Annotated in this window: 17 protein-coding genes; 6 read left to right on the plus strand and 11 right to left on the minus strand. The window is 73.4% G+C overall.

Annotated features, from left to right (window positions below; translation table 11 throughout):
• The first annotated feature begins 73 nt into the window (after positions 1–73).
• The 5 genes from ACVW07_RS08220 to ACVW07_RS08240 all read left to right on the plus strand — a co-directional run bounded on the left by ACVW07_RS08220 (position 74) and on the right by ACVW07_RS08240 (position 4,208).
• Entirely contained in the window at positions 74–802 is a 729-nt protein-coding gene (locus ACVW07_RS08220; protein ID WP_456818759.1) for a response regulator transcription factor, read from the plus strand.
• Positions 799–2,436 carry a sensor histidine kinase gene (locus tag ACVW07_RS08225; protein WP_456818760.1) on the plus strand — a complete coding sequence of 546 codons (1,638 nt, stop codon included), beginning with the start codon at positions 799–801 and terminating at the stop codon, positions 2,434–2,436. Before ACVW07_RS08220 ends, ACVW07_RS08225 begins: the two co-directional genes overlap by 4 nt.
• Positions 2,437–2,481: 45 nt before the next feature.
• Positions 2,482–3,282, plus strand: coding sequence for an HD domain-containing protein (locus ACVW07_RS08230; RefSeq protein ID WP_456818761.1), 801 nt, complete (start codon positions 2,482–2,484; stop codon positions 3,280–3,282).
• Positions 3,283–3,532: 250 nt separating this feature from the next.
• Entirely contained in the window at positions 3,533–3,823 is a 291-nt protein-coding gene (locus ACVW07_RS08235) for a WXG100 family type VII secretion target (RefSeq protein ID WP_456818762.1), read from the plus strand.
• 109 nt (positions 3,824–3,932) lie between these two features.
• A complete protein-coding gene (locus ACVW07_RS08240; RefSeq protein ID WP_456818763.1) occupies positions 3,933–4,208 on the plus strand; it encodes a DUF4031 domain-containing protein in 276 nt (91 codons plus the stop codon).
• Between the two features lie 55 nt (positions 4,209–4,263).
• Here the strand turns inward: ACVW07_RS08240 and cpt are convergent, their stop codons facing one another.
• The 11 genes from cpt to groL all read right to left on the minus strand — a co-directional run bounded on the left by cpt (position 4,264) and on the right by groL (position 19,156).
• Positions 4,264–4,797, minus strand: coding sequence for a chloramphenicol phosphotransferase CPT (cpt, locus tag ACVW07_RS08245; RefSeq protein ID WP_456818764.1), 534 nt, complete (start codon positions 4,795–4,797; stop codon positions 4,264–4,266).
• A gap of 57 nt (positions 4,798–4,854) precedes the next feature.
• Positions 4,855–5,397: a GNAT family N-acetyltransferase gene (locus ACVW07_RS08250; RefSeq protein WP_456818765.1), complete on the minus strand. Its 543-nt coding sequence runs from the start codon at positions 5,395–5,397 to the stop codon at positions 4,855–4,857.
• A 167-nt stretch (positions 5,398–5,564) separates the two neighbouring features.
• Positions 5,565–7,265, minus strand: coding sequence for an allophanate hydrolase (atzF, locus tag ACVW07_RS08255; RefSeq protein ID WP_456818766.1), 1,701 nt, complete (start codon positions 7,263–7,265; stop codon positions 5,565–5,567).
• Positions 7,262–10,867, minus strand: coding sequence for an urea carboxylase (gene uca / locus ACVW07_RS08260; protein ID WP_456818767.1), 3,606 nt, complete (start codon positions 10,865–10,867; stop codon positions 7,262–7,264). The genes atzF and uca overlap by 4 nt, the downstream gene beginning before the upstream one ends.
• 218 nt (positions 10,868–11,085) lie before the next feature.
• The gene (locus ACVW07_RS08265) at positions 11,086–11,832 is read right to left on the minus strand and encodes a GntR family transcriptional regulator (RefSeq protein ID WP_456818768.1); all 747 of its coding nucleotides are present in this window, start codon (positions 11,830–11,832) and stop codon (positions 11,086–11,088) included.
• Positions 11,833–11,906: 74 nt separating this feature from the next.
• Complete coding sequence (urtE, locus tag ACVW07_RS08270) at positions 11,907–12,602, minus strand: urea ABC transporter ATP-binding subunit UrtE (RefSeq protein ID WP_456818769.1); 696 nt, start codon at positions 12,600–12,602, stop codon at positions 11,907–11,909.
• Positions 12,602–13,570: an urea ABC transporter ATP-binding protein UrtD gene (gene urtD / locus ACVW07_RS08275; protein ID WP_456818770.1), complete on the minus strand. Its 969-nt coding sequence runs from the start codon at positions 13,568–13,570 to the stop codon at positions 12,602–12,604. Before urtD ends, urtE begins: the two co-directional genes overlap by 1 nt.
• Complete coding sequence (gene urtC, locus ACVW07_RS08280; protein WP_456818771.1) at positions 13,567–14,700, minus strand: urea ABC transporter permease subunit UrtC; 1,134 nt, start codon at positions 14,698–14,700, stop codon at positions 13,567–13,569. The genes urtD and urtC overlap by 4 nt, the downstream gene beginning before the upstream one ends.
• Entirely contained in the window at positions 14,697–15,581 is an 885-nt protein-coding gene (gene urtB, locus ACVW07_RS08285) for an urea ABC transporter permease subunit UrtB (protein ID WP_456818772.1), read from the minus strand. The genes urtC and urtB overlap by 4 nt, the downstream gene beginning before the upstream one ends.
• Before the next feature lie 134 nt (positions 15,582–15,715).
• Positions 15,716–16,984, minus strand: a complete 1,269-nt coding sequence (urtA, locus tag ACVW07_RS08290; RefSeq protein ID WP_456818773.1) for an urea ABC transporter substrate-binding protein — start codon at positions 16,982–16,984, stop codon at positions 15,716–15,718.
• Positions 16,985–17,530: 546 nt separating this feature from the next.
• A complete protein-coding gene (gene groL, locus ACVW07_RS08295) occupies positions 17,531–19,156 on the minus strand; it encodes a chaperonin GroEL (RefSeq protein WP_456818774.1) in 1,626 nt (541 codons plus the stop codon).
• A 239-nt stretch (positions 19,157–19,395) separates the two neighbouring features.
• Between groL and ACVW07_RS08300 the strand changes: the two genes are divergently transcribed.
• Positions 19,396–21,318, plus strand: a complete 1,923-nt coding sequence (locus ACVW07_RS08300) for a glycoside hydrolase family 15 (protein ID WP_456818775.1) — start codon at positions 19,396–19,398, stop codon at positions 21,316–21,318.
• Positions 21,319–21,364: the final 46 nt, after the last annotated feature.

Consider the following 21,364-nt stretch of genomic DNA (forward strand, 5'->3'; position numbering starts at 1 on the left):
GCCCCGGTGCGCGCCGCGCCGCCTCGCAGGCTTCTCTCAGGCGGTGTCCAGGCTGCGTGGGCACACTGGAGGGATGACGTCCGTCCCCGCCACGCCCGAGGCGTGCCTGCTCGTCGTCGACGACGAGCCGAACATCCGCGAGCTCCTCTCGACGTCGCTGCGCTTCGCGGGCTTCGAGGTGCACGCCGCCGCCGACGGCGGGTCGGCGCTGCGGCTGGCCAGGGACGTCGAGCCGGACCTCGTGGTGCTCGACGTGATGCTGCCCGACATGGACGGCTTCACCGTGACCAGGCGGCTGCGCGAGAAGGGCCAGCACGTGCCGGTCCTGTTCCTCACGGCGCGCGACGACACGGCCGACAAGGTGCAGGGCCTCACGGTCGGCGGCGACGACTACGTGACGAAGCCGTTCAGCCTCGAGGAGGTCGTCGCGCGCATCCGTGCCATCCTGCGGCGGACCGGCCAGGGCCTGGACCTCGAGGCGAGCGTGCTGCGGTACGCCGACCTGGAGCTCGACGAGGACAGTCACGAGGTCACGCGCGCCGGCCAGCGCGTCGACCTGTCGCCGACGGAGTTCAAGCTCCTGCGCTACCTCATGCTCAACCCCGGCCGGGTGCTGTCGAAGTCGCAGATCCTCGACCACGTGTGGCAGTACGACTGGGGCGGCGACGCGAACATCGTCGAGTCCTACATCTCCTACCTGCGTCGCAAGGTGGACCAGCTCGACGACGCCGACGGCAACCGGCTCGAGCCGCTCATCCACACCAAGCGCGGCGTCGGTTACCTGCTGCGCGAGACCCCGTGACCAGCACGCCTGCGCCGGCGTCCCGTCCCGGCACCGCGCCGCCGACGGGTCCGCCGGCCGCCGGCGCGCCCGACGTCCCTCCGCTCAGCGCCGCCCGCCCGACGACGTCACCGACGAGGTCGCCGCGTCCCGGTGCTGCCCGCCGCGTCCGGACACGGTGGGCGGGCGTCCCGCTCGTCGCGCGCCTGGTCGGGATCACCACGGTGCTGCTCGCCGTCGGGCTGGTGCTCGCCGGGACGGCCAGCGCCACGCTGCTGCGGCGGACCCTCGTGGAGCAGGTGGACAGCAAGCTCGTGACCGAGGGCAAGGCGTTCGCCAACGACGCCTTCAACCCGTTCAGCCCGCGGAACACGGGCCTCGCGACGGTGCCCAGCGACTACTACGTCGTGTACACGGACTCCTCCGGCGTCTCGACCGTCGTCCTCCGGGGCACCGTGACACGGGAGTACGGCACCCCGGACGTGCCGGACCTGTCCATCGACGAGGTCATCGACCGTTCGGGTGAGCCGTTCACGACCGGGTCGGACGAAGCCGGCTCCCTGTGGCGCATGGTCATGTACCCGGTCTACCCGAACGAGTCGAGCAACCACGTCGTCGGCACCGTCGCGATCGCGCTCCCGCTCGAGGGCGTCGAGGACACGGTCCGCCGGATGGCGCTGGCACTCGTGCTGAGCGGCGTCGGCATCGTCGTGATCGGCGCCATGGTGGGCGGCTGGGCCGTGCGCCGGTCCCTCAGGCCGCTGCGTGAGATCGAGTCGACGGCTGCCGCGATCGCCGCCGGCGACCTGTCCCGCCGCGTCGCGACCGCCCCCGAGAGCACCGAGGTGGGGCGGCTCGGTGCCGCGCTCAACGGGATGCTCGCGCAGATCGAGCAGGCGTTCGGCGCCCGGACCGCGTCGGAGGCCCGGATGCGCCGGTTCGTCGCGGACGCGTCCCACGAGCTGCGGACGCCGCTGGCGACGATCCGCGGGTACGGCGAGCTCTACCGGATGGGCGCGCTCACCGAGAAGCCCCAGGTGGACGACACCATGCGGCGCATCGAGGACTCCGCGACCCGCATGGGTGGGCTCGTGGAGGACCTGCTGGCGCTCGCGCGGCTCGACGAGAACCGGCCCCTGCGCCACGACCCCGTGGACCTCACCGTGCTGGCCGCCGACGCCGTCAGCGACCTGCACGCCCTGGACCCGTCGCGCAGCACCCGGCTCGAGCCGCTCACGGCGGGGGCGACCACCGGACCCGTGCTGGTGGTCGGCGAGGAGCCGCGACTGCGGCAGGTGCTCGCCAACCTGCTGGGGAACGTGGTCCAGCACACCCCCGCGGGCACCCCGGTGGAGATCGCGATCGGCGTGGTGCCCGGTCCGGCAGGCACCTCGACCGGTGTCGTGGAGGTCCGCGACCACGGGCCCGGGATCGACCCCGACCACGCCGCCCGGGTCTTCGAACGGTTCTACCGGATCGACGCGGCGCGGGGCCGGGACTCGGGCGGGGCCGGTCTGGGCATGGCGATCGTCGCTGCGATCGTCGAGTCCCACGGCGGCACGGTCGGCCTCGCGCAGACACCCGGGGGCGGGACGACCGTCCGTGTCGCGCTACCCGTTCACGTGTCCGGTTCGAGCAACGCAGCGTCCACCTGAGGGCTACGATGACGCGTCCTAGTCACCGTCGTGAGGCTGTCATCCATGGGCGTCCATGACGCACCACAGTGGTTGTTGTCCGCCTACCAGCGCAGCGTCCTGGGCGCTGGTGCGACCGCAGGCGTCGAGGAGATCCGCGACGCCGGTCAGGCGCTGATCGACCGCTGGTCGTCCCCCGGCCGCGACTTCCACAACCTCAAGCACCTGGTCGACGTGCTGGTCCGCGTCGACGAGCTGGTCGAGGAGACCCACGAGCCCGACCTCGTGCGGCTGGCCGCCTGGTACCACGGCGCGATCTTCGACTCCGCCGACGCGAAGTCGTACGCCAACCGCGGCGGGGAGGACGAGATCGCCAGCGCGCGCCTGGCGCACGAGGAGCTGACCAAGCTCGGTGTCAGCGAGCGGCGCGCGAACCGCGTGCACGACCTCGTGGTGGCCCTCGTCAGGCACTCGCCCGACCCCACGGACTTCGACTGCGCCGTGCTCTGCGACGCCGACCTGGCGATGCTCGCCGCCGAGCCGCAGCGCTACAAGGCCTACCTGCACGACGTGCGCGCCGAGTACGCCCACCTGCCCATCGAGGACTACGTGCGGGCGCGCGTGCGGATCCTGCACAAGCTGCTCGCCCGGCCGTCGCTGTTCTCCAGCCCGCTCGGCGCCGCGTGGGAGGAGCCGGCCCGGCAGAACGTGTCCGCGGAGCTCCAGCGGCTCGAGAAGGAGCTGGCGAAGCTGAACGCCGAGAAGCTGGCGGCCGTCGAGCCAGAGCAGGCGCTCAACGGGGCGACCGACGACGCGACGGCCCGGGCCGCGGCCGCCTCGAGCACGGGCGACGCGACGCGGTCCTGACCCCCCGGCCGGGCGACGCGAGCGCGTCCTGACTGCCGGGACCGCCGCCGGGAGGCGGTTGCCGCCCGCGGTGCGGCCGGTCGGTCGGCGTCGCGCTGGCCGCGGCGAACCGCCCACAGCCCCACCGTCGGCGACGGCCAAACCTCAGCCCGTCGATCCGGCCGGACGAGGGCTCGCGCCCCGGCCTACGTTCGGCGGAACACCGGCGCGGCTCGCAGGACGCGTCGCCGACGAGTCACGGAGGTCCGTCATGACGAGGTTCGAGGTCGACAGCGCCCAGGTCGCACAGGCCGCGGCCGGGGTGCAGGCGCGCGCGGCGTCGATCCGCGCCGAGGTGTCCGCGATGCACCGCCAGCTGGCCGAGCTCCAGGGCACCTGGCGCGGCGGCGCGGCGACGGCCTTCGCCGGGGTCCTCACGGACTGGTCCGCCACCGAGACCCGGATGGACCAGTCACTCCAGTCCATCAGCACCGCCATGCACGCTGCCGCCCGGACCTACGCCGAGGCCGAGTCGCAGGCGTCGCGGCTGTTCACCGTGTGAGACCCGGCCCCGGAGCCCACCGCTTCCCGGCCGGGCGGTCGCGCGCAGGTCACGACCGGCAGGCGTCGGTGCGGCATTCGTCCACCGCCGGGCGGCATACGCTCGGGCGGTGACCGTGCTCGTCGATCCCCCGCTGTGGCCCCGGCACGGTCGGCACTGGGCGCACCTGGTCAGCGACTCCTCCGTCGAGGAGCTGCACGCGTTCGCGGCCCGGGCAGGGCTGCCCGAGAGGGCGTTCGACCTCGACCACTACGACGTACCCGACGCCCGGGTCGACGAGCTCGTCGCGCTCGGCGCGGTTCCTGTCAGCGCAGGCGAGCTGATCCGGCGGCTGCGCGCGTCGGGTCTGCGCATCCCGGCCCGGGACCGCACCCGCCGGCACTGAGCGACCAGCGACCGACAGCCATCGCACGGCGCCGTCGGGCCTGACGTCCGGCCGGTCAGGTGAGGTGGGCGGCGATGGCCCGTGCGCAGTCGAGGGCCTCCGTGTGCGTGGTGTCGACCTCGACGTCGTAGCAGACCCCGTCGTGCACCAGGTGGGCCTGGAGCGCCGCCATGCCGTGCACACGGTCGCCGCGGGCGATCTCACGCCCCTCGGCGTCCCCGCTCTCGCAGCGGACGCCGACCCAGAGCACGTCCAACCCGTCGAGGACCGCGCGCCACTCGGCCTGGGTCCTCGCGCCTCCGAGGAAGACGTCGTCGATGACGACCCGCGCACCTGCACGAGCCATCGCCGCGACCCCCTGCATCCACGCGGCCTGAAGCGTCCGGAACTCGGCGCCGACATGGACGCCGCCGTCGCTCGCGAACTCGATCCCGCCGTCGGACGTCCGCATCCGGGCAGGCATCGCGTCGACCAACGAGTCGACAGCAGCGGCGAGCCACTGGTCGGGCAGCACCGACTGCAGGCACCGCAGGATCCCGGACTTGCCCGAGCTGGACCCACCGTTGAGCACGATCACCTGAGTCGTCACCGGGTCACCGTAGAGGCCGTCGCCACGGTCTCCCCTGGTGCCCGGAGCACGCGGGCGTCAGGCGGGACCGTCGACGACGTCTGCCGCCGGCGCGGGAGCGGCGAGCCGCATGCCCATGACCGTGCGGACACCGCCCTTCGGGACGACGTCGTCGGTGAGGTGGGTCATTCCGAGCTTCGACGCGACGCGTCGTGAGGCCTCGTTGCGGGGATGGATGATCGCGACGAGCTCGGTCGCCCCGAGGGAGTCGCGAGCGAGGTCCCGGCAGGCGGCGGCAGCCTCGGTGGCGTACCCGCGACACTGGAGCTCGTGTCGCACGTGGTACCCGACCTCCAGGCGGGTGGTGCCGCCCAGGGGCTGCCAGGTCAGGCCGCAGTCCCCGACGAACTCACCGGCGTGCGTCTCGACGATCCACAGCCCGTACCCGTACCGGGCGTAGTTGTCGAGGTTCCAGGAGATCCAGCCGGCCGCCTCCTGCGTCGTCTTCGGGGCCGGGTAGTAGGTCATGACCCGCGGGTCCCCCAGCAGTGCCGCCATCGCGTCGAGGTCGTCGTGCGTCATCTCGCGAAAGCGCAGGCGGGTCGTCGCACCAGGAAGCACCGGACGACCGTAGCGCTCGCCGGTCCTCACGGCGCCGCCGGTCCTCGCGGCGCCGCCGGTCCTCGCGGCGCCGCCGGCCCTCGCGGCGCCGCTGGTCCTCGCGGCGCCGCCGGTCCTCGCGGCGCCGCCGGGCGCCGACCGTCGCACGGTTCGGCAAGCGTCGCCGGTCAGTGGCCCCTGCGGAGCGCCTCCACCCAGCCGCCCGACTCGGTGACGTCGGTGCCGGCGGCCCCGGACTCGGCCGTGCACCCGAAGCCCACCACCCAGGTGCCGTCGGAGAGCTCGGCCTGGCCGAGACTCATCGGCGCAGGCAGCGCGGCAAGGAACCGGCCGAGCGCACCCGCCGACAGCCGCCACACCTCCCCCGCGATCGGCGCACCTCCGCCCGGGCCGACCCGGACGAGCCCGGGTTTGCGCGGGACGGTGTCGAGCGCGACGAGACGGTAGGCGTCGGAGGTGCGGACCGACGCCACGAACCGGCCGCCGAGTGCCTCGAGCTCGCCGTTCAGCGGCTGGCCCCGCAGGTGCGCGCCGACCACGAGCACGTCCACGCCGCCGTCGACGAGGAGCGGGTCGCCGTCCGTCGCCAGCAGCCGGGCGGCGAGGTCGACGGCGAGCTGGTCGTCGAACGCCCGGGACACGACCGTCACGCCGAACGGTCCCCCGTCGGCCTCTCCGGCAGGAACGGCGACGGCCGCCAGGTCGAGCAGGTTGACGAAGTTCGTGTACGTGCCGAGCCGCCGGTTGATGCCGACCGGGTCGGCCTGCACGGCGGCGATGGTCGGGTGCTCCGTCGTCGTGGGGAGCAGCAGGACGTCGCACCCGTCGAGTGCCGCGAGGGCGGCGACGCGGGCGTCGTCCAGCCGGGCCCGGTCCGTGACGTAGTCGGCGGCCGTGATGGCGCGGCCCGCCAGGATGATCGAGGCGACCGTCGGGTCGGCGCCGGAGGGCTCGCCCGCGAGGAAGGGGCCCACCGCCTCGTACCGCTCGGCGAGGATGGCGCCGTCGTACAGGAGCCGCGCGGCGTCGAGCATCGGTGACACGTCGACCACGCGGACCGAGGCGCCCGTCGCCTCGACGGCGCTGACCGCCGACGCGAACGCCGCGCGCCACCCCGGGGACAGGGGCGCGAGGTCGGCGGCGCGCGGGACCGCCACCACGGGGGCGGCCCGCAGACCGAGGCGCACGTCGACCGGCCACGTCCGCGCCCCGTCCTGGGCCATGAGCCGCGAGGCGAGGACCCCGAGGTCGAGCCCTCGCGTGAACGTGGTGACGACGTCGTACGACCGGCACGCGGGGACGACGCCGGCCGTCGGCACGAGCCCGACGGTCGTCTTGATGCCGACGATCCCGCCGAACGCCGCCGGGACGCGCCCTGAGCCCGCGGTGTCGGTGCCGAGACCGATGTCGGCGATGCCCAGCGCGACGGCGACGGCCGACCCGGAGCTGGACCCGCCCGAGACCCGGTCGGGAAGGGTCGCGTGCCGGACTGCGCCGTACGGGGAGCGGGTACCGACGAGGCCCGTGGCGAACTGGTCGAGGTTCGTCTTGCCGATCACGACGGCACCGGCGTCGACCAGCCGCTGCACGGCGGGCGCCGACGCGGGCGCAGGCCCGGCCGCGAACGACGGGCAGGCCGCCGTCGTGGGGAGCCCGGCGACGTCGATGTTGTCCTTCACCGCCAGCGTGGTCCCCGCGAGCGGCAACGACGCCCCGGCGGCCACGGCCGCGTCGACGAGCGCAGCCGCCGCCAGGGCCTCCGCCGCCGGCACGAGGCTGATCCACACCTCGGGCCGGTCCACCTCCGCGATCCGTGCGTAGGCAGCGCGCACCCGCTCGACAGCCGTCTCCATGGTGAGCAGGGTCATGCACCCACCGCCACGATCGCGAGAGGCGTGCCGGGAGCGACGTGCTGGCCTGGTTCGACGAGCACGCTCAGCACGGTCCCGGCCGCCGGCGCGACCACCCCGAGCTCGAGCTTCATCGCCTCCAGCGCGACGAGCAGGTCGCCGTCCGCGACCACGTCGCCCACCTGCACCTCGACGCGCCACACGCTTCCCACCATGGGCGCCTCGACGAGCACGCTGCCGTCGGGCAGCTCGATCTCGACGGGCAGCGCGACCGCCTCGTCGACCGGCTCGTCCGCGGGTGCGGACAGCTCGCCGGCCAGCTCCCAGGCCGACCGCTCGGCCGCGAAGGCGGCGGCCTGCGTCGCCTGGAAGGCCGCGATGTCGTCGGCGTGCTCGGCGAGGAGCGCGAGGTGGTCCCGGTAGGAGAACGTGCCGTGCTCCACCTCGACGTCGAGCCGTCCCGCGGCGAACGCCTCCCGTTGCGTCAGCAGCTCGGCCGCCGCCACCGGGTGCCAGACGATGCGGTCGAAGAACCGCAGGAGCCAGGGCTTCCCCGGTTCGAACACCCCGCGCTGCCGGTGCCCGGACCAGATGGGCACGGTCCGCCCGACGAGCTGGTACCCGCCGGGCGAGTCCATGCCGTACACGCACAGGTACTGGCCGCCGAGGCCGACCGTGTCGGACGCGGTCCAGGTGCGGGCAGGGTTGTACTTCGTGGTCATGAGCCGGTGCCGGGGGTCGAGCGGGACGGCGAGCGGCGCGCCGAGGTACACGTCGCCGAGGCCGAGCACCAGGTACTCGGCCGACGTCATGGTGCGGAGCACGTCGTCCGTCGAGCTCAGGCCGTTGACCCGGCGGACGAACTCGATGTTCGACGGGAGCCACGGCGCGCTCGGCCGCACGCCCGCCTGGTACCGGGCGACGGCCTCGCCGATGACGGGGTCGTCGAACGACAGCGGCAGGTGGATCCGGCGCGACGGGACCACGAGGTCCGCGGTGGCGGGCAGCGCGGCCTCGATCTCCACGAGCACGTCCACGAGGGCGCTGACGGAGAGGTGCACCGGGTCGACGTGCACGTGCAGCGACCGGACGCCCGGCGTGATGTCGACGACCCCGGGCAGACCGCGGGCACGCAGCGCCTCGCCGAGGGCGTGCACCCGCATGCGCAGACCGAGGTCGAGCACCATCGGTCCGTACTCCACGAGCACGTTGTCGTCGGCACCGCGCAGGTAGACGACGTCGGGCCGGTCGGCGTCGCCGGGGATCGCCGCCAGCACCCCGTCGTCGCCGTCCGGCCCGATCGGCAGGGAGGCGGGGACCGAGGCGAGCGCGCGGAGCGCGTCCGACGAGCGCAGGGCGTCCGCGGTCGTCGCCGGCACCGGCACCAGCCGCACGGTGTCGCCGGGCCGGATCTGTCCCATCTTCCAGCGGTGCCCCACCACCACGGTCACCGGGCAGGCGAACCCGCCGAGGCTCGGGCCGTCCGGCCCGAGCAGGATCGGGGTGTCGCCGGAGACGTTGAGCGCACCGACCGAGTACGGGTTGTCGTGCAGGTTCGACGGGTGCAGGCCCGCCTCGCCGCCGTCGGGCCGGGCCCACTGCGGCTTCGGCCCGGTGAGCCGGATACCGGTGCGGTTGGCGTGCGTCTGCACCTGCCAGGTCGAGGAGTACAGCATCGCCATGTCTCCGGGCGTGAAGTACGTCGGCGCCGGCTGGGGTCCCTCGGCGACCGCGATCTCCCAGTCGTGCACGAGCTCGGGGCGGTCGGCGGAGGGCACGATCGCCATGGGCCCGGTCGGCGCCGTCCCGGGCACGAGCGTGTCGCCGAGAACCAGCGCGCGGCCCGTGTACCCCCCGAACCCGCCGAGCGAGAACGTCGACGCCGAGCCGAGGTACAGCGGCACGTCGAGGCCGCCAGCGACCAGCACGTACGTCCGCAGGCCGGCGTCGGACGGGGCGCCCACGTCGAGCACACCGCCCGCGGGAACCACGACCGGCTCCCACTGCGGCACCGGCTCGCCGTCGACCGTCACGGGCGCGTCGGCGCCGGTGACGCAGACGACCGTCTCGTGGCTGAACCGCAGCCGCGGCCCGGTCAGCGTGCACTCCAGGCCCGGCACGCCCTCGGGGTTGCCGAGCGCGCGGTTGCCGAGCCGGAACGACAGGTCGTCCATCGGGCCCGACGGGGAGATGCCGACGTCCCAGTGACCGAGCCGGCCCGGCCAGTCCTGGACCGTGGTCATGACGCCGGGCCGCAGCACGTCGACGTACGGCTCGTCGTCGACGACGCCGGCGAGCGTGCCCGTGGTGTGCGTCGCGTCCAGCACGGTGCCCAGCCCGACGATCGTGCGCAGCAGCGGCAGGTTGGTCGCGATGCCGGAGATGCGAGTGTCGTCGAGCGCGGCTGCGGACGCCGCGAACGCCGCGGGGCGGTTGGGGCCGTGCGTGATGACCTTCGCGAGCATCGGGTCGTAGTGGCTCGTGACCTCCTGCCCGGTCTCCGCCCACGCGTCCACCCGGGCGTCCGCCGGGTAGACGACCTCGGTCAGCAGCCCGGCGCTCGGCCGGTAGTCCTTGCGGGGGTCCTCGGCGTACACGCGCACCTCGACGGCGTGCCCACGCACGGGCGGCCCGGACGCGGGGAGGTCGTCGAAGAAGGACGCGTCGCCCTGGGCCAGCCGGAGCATCCACTCGACGAGGTCCACCCCAGTGACGAGCTCGGTGACGGGGTGCTCGACCTGCAGGCGGGTGTTGACCTCGAGGAACGACGCCTCGCCCCGGTCCACGTCGTACACGTACTCGACGGTCCCGGCCGACCGGTAGCCGACCGACGCGGTGAGCGCCCGGGCCGACTCCTGGAGCTGCGCGCGGACCTCGTCGGGCAGCGCGGGCGCCGGGGCCTCCTCGACGACCTTCTGGTTGCGCCGCTGGAGCGAGCAGTCCCGGTCGCCCAGGCTGACGACCCGGCCCGCGCCGTCCCCGAACACCTGCACCTCCAGATGGCGTGCCCGCGCGACGAACCGTTCCAGGAAGGTGCCGCTGCTGCCGAACGACGCGGCCGCGACGCGCTGCACCTTCTCGAAGGCGACCACCAGCTCGGCGGGGTCGGAGCAGGCCTGCATGCCGATGCCGCCCCCACCGCCGACGGCCTTGACCATGACCGGGTAGCCGACCACCTCGGCGGCCTCGAGCGCCTCCTCGACGGACGCGAGCAGTCCCGAGCCCGGCACGAGCGGGACGTCGGCGGCGAGCGCCGCCTGCCTGGCCTGGTGCTTGTCCCCGAACACCGACAGGTGCGCGGGCGTCGGCCCGACGAACGCCAGCCCGGCCGCCTCGACGTGCCCCGCGAACGCCGCGTTCTCGGAGAGGAACCCGTAGCCGGGGTGGATCGCTCCCGCCCCGGTCTCGGCCGCCGCCTGCAGCACCAGGTCGGAGCGCAGGTAGCTCTCGACGGCCGGGGCGGGTCCGAGCCGGACGGCGACGTCCGCGAGCCGCACGTGCGGGGCGGCGGCGTCCGCGTCGGAGTACACGGCGACCGTCTTCAGACCCATGGACCGGGCGGTGCGCAGGATGCGGACGGCGATCTCGCCACGGTTGGCGACGAGCAGGGTGTCGAACACGGTGGATCCCCCGGGGTGGAGAGCGGCGCCGGGTGTATACACCTCGGTATCCGGCACCGTACGGAGGGCGTGTTTCCCGTCCGGGCTGGTGCGGTAAACGCTGCGTTACGCAGCAGCCGTCCCCACGCCGCGACGTTCCATGCCCGTCGGTTCCGCGACGAGGTGTCGATGGGCACCGGCCGACGAGCGGGTGGGCCCGACGCGGGCCTGACGGCGCGTCAGCCCGCGAGCGCCATCCGGGTCATGGCCGCCGTCGCGCGCTCCATGACGACCTCCAGCGACTCACCGACGTGCTTGTGCAGAGCGGTCAGGGCCGCCGGGAGCTCGCGCGCGAGGACCAGCGTGAGGATCTCGATGTGCTCGTCGATGGTGGCGGTGATGCGGTCCGCCTCGACGAAGTCGTGCATGCGCACCGCGCGGATCTTCTGGTTGACGGTGACCAGCGCCTCGGTGAGCTGCGTGTTCCCGGACGACCGGGACAGCACCTGGTGGAACCCCTCGTCGAACAGCACGAAGCTGGCGTCCGGCTCGGGCGGCGCGTCGCGCAGCTCCGCCCACGTCTCCAGCTCGGAGCGCAGCAGCGCCTCCTCGTGCCGGACCTCAGGGTTCTCGATGGCCCGCGCGATGCCGCGCAGCTCCAGCGTGATCCGCAGCTCGTACAGGTTGCGCAGGTCCTCCAGGCTCGGCACGACGACCGCGTACCCGAAGTCCGTCCGCTCCACGAGCCCGTCCGACAGCAGCCGCGACAACGCCTCGCGCACCGGCGTGCGTGACACGTCGAACGCCTTGCCGAGCTTGGGCTCGGTGAGCCGCTCGCGCGGCGAGATACGGCCGTTGAGGATCTGGTCGCGCAGCCGCTCGTAGACGACCTCCCGCAGCGAGCGGGTCTCGGCCACGTCCCCGTCCGGGCCCGCGCCCGCGTGCTGCCCGACCCCGGACAACCGTCCCGTCCGACCGGTGCTCATGCCCACGAACTGTAGCCCTCCCCTTGTCGGCACCCGCGGACGCGGGAGCCGGTCCGGCCACACCGGTCACGCGCTCACAACGCCATGGCCGCCCGGACGTCCGCCTCCTGGTCGGCCCCACCCGCACCGTTCCGCGTCACCCGTCCCGACTCCAGCACGTAGTACCGCCCCGCCGCCGCGAGCGCGAACCCGACGTGCTGCTCGACGAGGAGGACCGCGAGCCCGCCCGCGCGCGTCAAGGTCCCGATGGCGTCCTCGATCTCCTGGACCACGGACGGCTGGATGCCCTCGGTGGGCTCGTCGAGGATCAGCACCCGCGGACCGGTGAGCAGGGCGCGGGCGATCGCGAGCTGCTGCCGCTGACCGCCCGAGAGCAGGCCGGCCCGGCGGCCGAGCAGCTCGCGCAGCGCCGGGAAGAGGTCGAGCGCGTCGTCCATCCGCCTCGCCGCCGCCGCTCCCGCGCCGTCCGCCACGAGCTGGAGGTTCTCCCGGGCGGTGAGCTGCCCGAACGCCTGCTGCCCCTGCGGCACGTAGGCGAGGCCGCGGCGCACCCGCTGGTGCGGCCGCAGCCTCGTCACGTCCTCGCCGCCGAGCGTCACGCGGCCGCTGCGCACAGGCAGCAGGCCCACTGCTGCACGCAGGAGCGTCGTCTTGCCCGCACCGTTGTGGCCCATCACGGCGGTCACGCCACCGTCGTCCACCGTCACGTCGACCCCGTGGACCACCGAGGTGCGCCCGTACCCGACGTGCACGCCCGTGAGCTCCAGCATCACTCGTCTCCCGTCGTCGGTGCGGCCGGTTCGGCTGTGATCGGGTCGGCGGCCGGTTCCGTCGCGGGCCGGTCGGCGGCCGGGTCGGCGGCCGGGCGGGCGCCGGTCGGGGCCGGGTCGGCGGCCGTCCCGCGTGCCCCGGCGGACCGGCCGAGGTACACCTCCACCACCCGAGGGTCGGCCTGGACCTGGGCGACGGTCCCCTCGCTGAGCACCCGGCCCTGGTGCAGCACGGTGACGGAGGACGCGAACGAGCGCAGGAACTCCATGTCGTGCTCCACGACGACCACGGTGCGCTGCTCGCCGATCCGCTGCAGCAACTGCCCGGTCTCCTCGCGCTCGGCCTGGCTCATCCCCGCGACCGGCTCGTCGAGCAGCAGCAGCCGGGCGTCCTGCACGAGCAGCATCCCGATCTCCAGCCACTGCTTCTGGCCGTGCGCGAGCACGCCGGCCGCCACGTCACGCAGGTGCGTGAGGCCCACGGTCTCGAGGGCGGCGTCGACCGTCTCCGGCACCGTCCGGCGACGGCGCATGAGCGACCACGCACCACGGCCCGAGCCGGCGGCGATGTCGAGGTTCTGCAGCACGCTGAGCTCGTCGAACACCGACGCCGTCTGGAAGGTGCGGCCCACGCCGGCCCGGGCGATCCGGTGCGACGCACGGCCGACGAGCTCCACGCCGCCGAACCGCACCGAGCCCGTGGCCGGTGCCAGGCCCGTGATGGCGTCGACGATGGTCGTCTTGCCGGCGCCGTTGGGGCCGATGAGGAAGCGCAGGTCGCCCTGCGTCACCGTGAGGTCCACGCCGTCGACGGCCACGAAGCCGTCGAACACCACGCGCAGGTCGCGGATCTCCAGGTAGTCGTGCCGGAACCGCGACTCGGGGGCGGCGATGACCGCCTCGAGCGCCTGGGGGTCGAGGGTGCCCTCGCCCATCAGGGCGGCCGGGGTCGTCACGTCGTCGCTCATGCGGTCCTCCCGTGCGCGGACTCGACAGGCAGGTGCACCTCGTCGTCGCTGTGCGGCGTGCCGCCGTCAGACGAGGCGGGTCCGTCAGCCGGAGGCCCCGACGCGACCCGTCGCCGCCGCCACACCTGACCCAGCGTGGCGAGCCCGTTCGGCAGGAACGCGACGACGCCGATGAACAGGGCGCCCTGGAAGTAGGTCCAGAACGACGGGAACGACTCCGAGAGGCTCGTCTCCGCCCAGGACACCGCGACGGCGCCGAGCACCGGGCCGAGCAGCGTGGCCCGGCCGCCGATCGCGACGCCCACGAGGAACACGATGGACGGCACCACGCCGACGTCCGCCGGCGAGATGATCCCGACGATCGGCGTGAACAGCGCGCCACCGATCGCCGCGAAGCAGGCCGCCGTCGCGTAGGCGACGACCTTGACCGCCGCGGGGTCGTAGCCGAGGAACCGGACCCGGTTCTCCTGGTCGCGGACGGCGACGAGCAGCTCGCCCCACCGCGAGCGCATCAGCAGACGCGTGGCGAGGACCATCACGAGCAGCACCGCGGCGGCGATGAAGTAGAGCATCCGCTTGTTCACCGGGTCGGCCAGTGTGAAGCCGAAGAAGCTGGTGAACCCGTTCAGGCCGTTCGTGCCGCCGGTGACCTTCTGCTGGCCCACCAGCAGGATCGCGAACGCCGCCGCGAGCGCCTGCGACAGGATCGCGAAGTACGCGCCGCGCACCCGCCGCTTGAAGACCGCGAGGCCGAGCAGCGTGGCGATGCCCGCGGGGACCAGGAGGATCGCGACGACCGTGAACACCGGGTCGCGGAACGGCTCCCACCAGGCCGGCACGGTGCCGTCCCCGTACAGCAGCATGAAGTCGGGGACCCCGCCGGGGCCGGCGTCGGCGAGCTTGAGGTGCATCGCCATCATGTAGCCGCCGAGGCCGAAGAACACGCCCTGGCCGAGCGTCAGCATCCCACCGCGACCCCACGCCAGCCCGATCCCGACCGCGACCATGGCGAGGCAGAGGAACTTCGCGAGCAGGTTGAGCCGGAAGTCCGACAGCAGGCCGGGGGCGACGACGAACAGGGCGACGGCGGCGACGGCCAACCCGCCCCACAGGCGCAGCCGGGCGCTCACGCGAGGCTCCGCGACCGGACGGAGACCAGACCCTGCGGTCTGACCTGCAGGAAGGCGACGATGACCACGAACACGAGGACCTTCGCGATGGACGCGGTCGTCGAGTACTCGAACGAGGCCTGCAGCAGCCCGAGCGCCAGGGCCGCGATCGCCGCGCCCTTGAGCTGCCCGATGCCGCCGATGACCACCACGAGGAACGCGTCGACGATGTAGTTGGTGCCGAGCGTCGGGCCGACCGACCCGAGCAGCGTGAGCGCCACCCCGGCGATGCCCGCGACGCCCGAGCCGACGAAGAACGTGAGCCGGTCGGTGGCGCGGGTGCTGATGCCCGACGTCTCGGCGAGGTCGCGGTTCTGCACCGTCGCCCGGATCCGCCGGCCGAGGGGGGTCAGCTTGAGCACCAGGGCCAGGGCCGCGAGGCACAGGGCCGCCAGAGCGAGGATGAACAACCGGGTCCTCGGCACGCCCACCCCGAGCACCTGGACGGCGCCGGACAGCCAGGCCGGTGCCCGCACGTCCACGTTCGGGGCGCCGAAGACGTCCCTGGCCGCCTGCTGCAGCACGAGCGCGACGCCGAACGTCACGAGCAGCGTGTCGAGCGGCCGCCGGTACATCCGGGAGATCAGCGTGACCTCCAGCAGCAGGCCCAGCAGGCCGCCGACCAGGAACCCGACCACGAGGCTGACCAGCAAGGACACCCCGGCGTCCGCGATGATCCCCTGGACCACGTACGCCGTGTACGCGCCCGCCATCATGAACTCGCCGTGTGCCATGTTGATGACGCCCATCTGACCGAACGTCAGCGCGAGACCGAGCGCCGCGAGCAGCAGCACCGACCCGAGACTGAGCCCGGCGAACAGCTGTGAGACGAGGGCATCCATCCTCGGCCGTCCTTCCGTGCGGGCCGCTCCGCCGCGCCCGTCGTCACGTGACGACGTGCTCAGCGGGGCGGGCGGAGTGGGAGGGCGGTGACCCGGCGCCACGCAGGGAGAGCCGGGCCACCGCGATCAGGAGGTCAGGACAGGCCCTCGGCCCAGTCGTAGCCCTCGAGGAACGGGTCCGGCTCGACGGGCTCGCCCGACGACCACTCCGTGTGGATGAGCCCGTCCGGGCCGATCTTCCCGATGAGGGCCGTCTTGGCGATGTGGTGGTTCTCGCCGTTGACGGTGACCGTGCCCTCGGGGGCGTCGAAGCTCACGCCGCCCGCCGCGTCCTGGATAGCCGCGACGTCGAACGACTTCGCCTTCTCCACCATGCCCTTCCACAGGTACAGCGACGTGTACGCGGCCTCCATCGGGTCGCTGGTCACGCGGTCGGCGCCGTACTTCGCCTTGAACGCCGCCACGAACTTCGTGTTCGCCGGGCTGTCGACCGTCTGGTAGTAGTTCCACGCCGTGAGCTGGCCCACCACGTTGTCGACGCCGATGCCGCCGACCTCCTCCTCCGCGATCGACACGGAGACCACCGGCAGCGTCTCCGCGGCGAGGCCGACGTTCTTGTACTCCTTGAAGAACGCCACGTTCGAGTCACCGTTCAGCGTGTTGAACACCGCGTCCGCGCCCGAGCCCTTGAGCTTCGTGACGATCGTCGAGAAGTCCGTGTACCCGAGCGGCGCGTACTCCTCGCCGACGATCTCGACGTCGTTCGCCTTGGCCCAGGCGACGATCTCCTTGTTCGCCGTGCGGGGGAACACGTAGTCCGACCCGACGAGGAACACCTTCTTCTTGCCCTGCTCCTTGAGGTATTCCATGGCCGGGATGATCTGCTGGTTCGTCGTCGCGCCGGTGTAGAAGATGTTCTTCGACGCCTCGAGGCCCTCGTACTGCACCGGGTAGAACAGCAGCGAGTCCTTCGCCTCGAACACGGGCAGCATCGCCTTGCGGGACGAGGAGGTCCACCCGCCGAACACCGCCGCGACACAGTCGGACGAGATGAGCTTCTCGGCCTTCTCCGCGAACACCGTCGGCTCGGACGCGCCGTCCTCGGCCACCACCTCGAGCTTCTTGCCGAGCACGCCGCCGGCGTCGTTGATCTCCTCGGCCGCCATGTCGAGGCTGTCGCGCACCGTCTGCTCGGAGATCGCCATGGTGCCGGAGAGCGAGTTGAGGAACCCGATCTTGATCGAGTCGCCGGACGTGTCGACGCACGAGGCCGAGGCACCCGACGCCGAACCGGTGCCGTCCGCCTCCGGCTCGTCGGCGGTGCGGGCACCGCACGCCGTGAGGGACAGAGCGAGCGCCGCGGCTGCCGGGACGGCGAGCGCGCGCAGGAGAGGTCTGGTCAAGGGAGGAGCCTTTCGCTGGGGACCCCCGGGGGACTCGGAGGACTCAGGGGCGGAACCGGACCGGGCGGCTGGGAAGCGACGCGACACCGCGCTGTGTCCCGCGCTGTATACATCCCTGTGCCCATGTCCGACGACGCTAGGGACCGGGTGTTTCCGCCAGGGGTGACGCGGCGTAAACGCTCTGTTTCCCGCACATCCCGATCCGGTCACGCCCCCACCGCCGCACCGCCCTTCGCCGGGCGCGGCTCCCGCTCCCATCCTCTTCGTCGGCCGCACGTCCCCTGGGACATGCGGCCGACGAAACGGGTGGTGGAAAGGGGACCGGCGGCCGTGCGCGGCGTACGTCGAGGAACGACGACGGGCCGGCCACCCGGAGGTGACCGGCCCGTCGGACCGTGCTCAGCGACCGCTCGGGTCGCCGTCAGGCTCAGCGACCGCTCGGGTCGCCGTCAGGCTCAGCGACCGCTCGGGTCGCCGTCAGGCTCAGCGACCCGCAGGTCGCCGTCGTGCGGTGCGGCCCTTGAGGGCCGCGGACCGATCAGCGGATCAGAAGCCGCCGCCGAAGTCCTCGCCGCCACCGCCGCCGGCCGGGGCCGACTTCTCGGGCTTGTCGGCCACGACGGCCTCCGTGGTGAGGAAGAGCGCGGCGATGGACGCCGCGTTCTGCAGGGCGGAGCGCGTGACCTTCACCGGGTCGTTGACGCCCGCGGCCAGCAGGTCCTCGTACGTGTTGGTCGCGGCGTTGAGGCCGTGACCCGTCGGGAGGTTGCGGACCTTCTCGGCGACGACGCCGCCCTCGAGACCGGCGTTGATGGCGATCTGCTTGAGCGGGGCCTCGATTGCGAGCTTCACGATCGCGGCACCGGTGGCCTCGTCACCCTCGAGGTCGAGCTTCTCGAACGCGAGCTTGCCGGCCTGGATGAGGGCGACGCCACCACCGGCGACGATGCCCTCCTCGACGGCGGCCTTCGCGTTGCGGACGGCGTCCTCGATGCGGTGCTTGCGCTCCTTGAGCTCCACCTCGGTGGCCGCACCCGCCTTGATGACGGCGACGCCGCCGGCGAGCTTGGCGAGGCGCTCCTGCAGCTTCTCGCGGTCGTAGTCCGAGTCCGAGTTCTCGATCTCGGCGCGGATCTGGTTCACGCGACCGGCGATCTGCGACGCCTCGCCGGCGCCCTCGACGATCGTGGTCTCGTCCTTGGTGACGACGATCTTGCGCGCCGTGCCGAGGACCTCGAGGCCGACGTTCTCCAGCTTGAGACCGACGGTCTCGGAGACGACCTGGCCGCCCGTGAGGATGGCCATGTCCTGCAGCATCGCCTTGCGGCGGTCGCCGAAGCCGGGGGCCTTGACGGCGACCGACTTGAACGTGCCACGGATCTTGTTCACGACGAGCGTCGGGAGGGCCTCGCCCTCCACGTCCTCGGCGACGACGAACAGCGGCTTGCCGGCCTGGATGACCTTCTCCAGCAGCGGGAGGAAGTCCTTGACGTTCGAGATCTTGCCCTCGACGAGCAGGACGTACGCGTCCTCGAGGACGGCCTCCTGACGCTCGGGGTCGGTCACGAAGTACGCCGACAGGTAGCCCTTGTCGAAGCGCATGCCCTCGGTGAGCTCGAGCTCGAGGCCCAGCGCGCTGGACTCCTCGACGGTGATGACGCCTTCCTTGCCCACCTTGTCGAGGGCCTCGGCGATGAGCTCGCCGATCGCGGTGTCACCGGCGGAGATGGCGGCCGTGGCGGCGATCTCCTCCTTGGTCTCGATGTCCTTGGCCTGCAGGAGGAGCTGGGCGGTGACGGCCTCGACGGCCTTCTCGATGCCCTTCTTCAGCGCGATCGGGTTCGCACCCGCGGCCACGTTGCGCAGGCCCTCGCGGACGAGCGCCTGGGCGAGGACGGTCGCCGTCGTCGTGCCGTCACCGGCGACGTCGTCGGTCTTCTTGGCGACCTCCTTGACGAGCTCGGCGCCGATCTTCTCGAACGGGTCCTCGAGGTCGATCTCCTTGGCGATGGAGACGCCGTCGTTCGTGATCGTGGGGGCGCCCCACTTCTTGTCCAGGACGACGTTGCGACCCTTCGGGCCGAGCGTGACCTTGACGGTGTCGGCGAGGATGTTGAGACCCCGCTCGATGCCGCGGCGGGCCTCCTCGTTGAAGGCAATGATCTTGGCCATGGGGCTGTGATCCTTCACTGGTTCGTGGGGTGGCCGCGTGGTGCCCGCGACGGACGGCCTGCCTGCTGCGGTCATGTCCCGCAGCTGACGGGCCTCACCGGGCGGCCGGTGGTTCTGTCACTCTCCACCGGAGAGTGCTAAGACACATGGTTAGCACTCGACCCCCGAGAGTGCAAGGCGCGTTCGCCCATGACGCACCTCCTGGACACCCGTCTACGGGCGCGGGCTAGGGTGCCCGTGTGCAGGATCACGCCGCCGTGGTCGACGACGAGGCCCCGACCGCTGTCGTCCCGGTCGCGCCTGCCGTCCTCGTGCTGGAGCGCTCGGCACCCGAGGACGCGCCGCGCGCGGACGGAGACGACGGCGAACCGGACGGGCGGCTCGCGGCCTCGGCAGACGGCTCGACCAGCACCGCGGCCGGAAGCTCGACCGGCAACGCGGCGGGAAGCTGGGCCGGCACCGCGGCCGGAAGCTCGACCGGCAACGCGACCGGAGGCTCGACCGGCAACGCGGCCGGAAGCCGGGCCGGCAACGCGGCCGGAAGCTCAGCCGGCAACGCGGCGGGAAGCTGGGCCGGCAACGCCGCCGACGGATCGGCGGGCAGGCCGACGGACGCCGCAGCCGCCGGGGCCACCCCGCGGTCCCCCGCCGCACACCCGCTCCCCCGGGACCAGCACGCCGCTTCAGGGCCGCACGGCCCCAGGACACCTCCCACCTCGTCCCGTCCGACGCGGCGCACGATCGTCCAGCGGGTGACCGCCCTGTCCGTCGTCATCCTGCTCGGCGCCGCTCTCGTCCCCCAGCACCCGGTCGACCGCGTCCCGGCAGCCGAGCCGGCTCCGGCCCGGCTGCCGACGTACGCGCACATCGACCTGTACCAGGAAGGTGTGACGGTCACCGCCGGCGGGCGGCGCGCCGAGGTCGCGCCGGGCCGGGCTGCGCCGTTCTTCACCGGCACGCACGTGCTCGACCCCGCCGCGGTGACGCTGGTCGACGCGCTCGGCGGCCTGCCCAGGACCGCCGCGTCCCCGGGTACGTCCCGGACGGCGGCGGCGGCGCAGGCGGCCGCGCAGCGCGCCTGGCTCGCGCACGGGACGGTGCCGGGGTCCGGCGGCCCGTACGAGGACATGGCCCGGGCCGCGCTGCTGGACCTGGACACGCTCGACCTGCCCGGCGGTGCGGCCGTCGCCGGGTGGTCGGAGCACTGGAGGTACGTGTGGCCGCGGGACTCCGCCTTCGTCGCGGTGGCCCTCGCCCGCACGGGGCACGTCGACGACGCCCTGGAGGTCCTCGGCTTCCTCGACCGCGTGCAGGCGCCGGACGGCTCGTTCCAGGCGCGGTACGAGCCGGACGGGTCCGGCCCGCCCGACGACCGTGGCGTGCAGGTCGACGGCACGGGCTGGGCCGTGTGGGCGGCGGGCCTGGTGCTGGCCGAGGTCCCCGACCCCGGCCAGCGTCGCAGCGCCGCCGCTCGGCTGCGGCCCCTCGTCGTCCGGTCGACGGAGCACGCGCTGCGGCTCGTCGCGGAGACGGGCCTTCCGCCCGCCTCCGCCGACTACTGGGAGACGCCCGAGCAGGAGCTCACTCTCGGCACCGCCGCACCGATCGTCGCCGGCCTGCAGCAGGCGGCGGTCGTCCTGCCGCTCACGGGCGATGTCGCGCTGGCGCAGGCCGCCTCCGAAGCAGCGGGACGCTCCCGGCTCGAGCTCGTCCGCGCGTTCGCCCCGACCGGGTACGCCCGGTACGCCGCGGGCGGGCACCGGGACGCGGCGACGGCCTTCCTCCTGCCACCCTTCCTGCGCGTGCCTCCCCCCGGGGCGCGCACCGCATGGAGGGAGTCCGCCCCCACGATGCTCCGCCCGGCGAGCGGGCTCGCCCCCGGTGCCGGTTGGCGCGACGACGGCGTGTCCTGGACCCCCCAGACGTCGCTGTACGCCTGGCTGGCCGCCGAGTCCGGCGACGTGTCCCGCGCGCACGGCTGGCTCGACTTCCTCGACGGGCACCGGACCGCCACAGGCTCGATCCCGGAGAAGGTGCTGGCGGACGGCTCCCCGGCGGCTGTCGCACCGCTCGCGTGGAGCGCTGCCTGCACGCTCCTCGCGATCGACGCCCTGGACCGCCGGGACGACCGCTTGGCGTCGACCGCACTGCCACCAGGCTGACCCCGCACGGCCGGCATGGCGAGGGCCCCGCACTGGTCGGTGGGGG

The sequence above is a fragment of the Cellulomonas sp. URHB0016 genome (genome assembly GCF_054057935.1).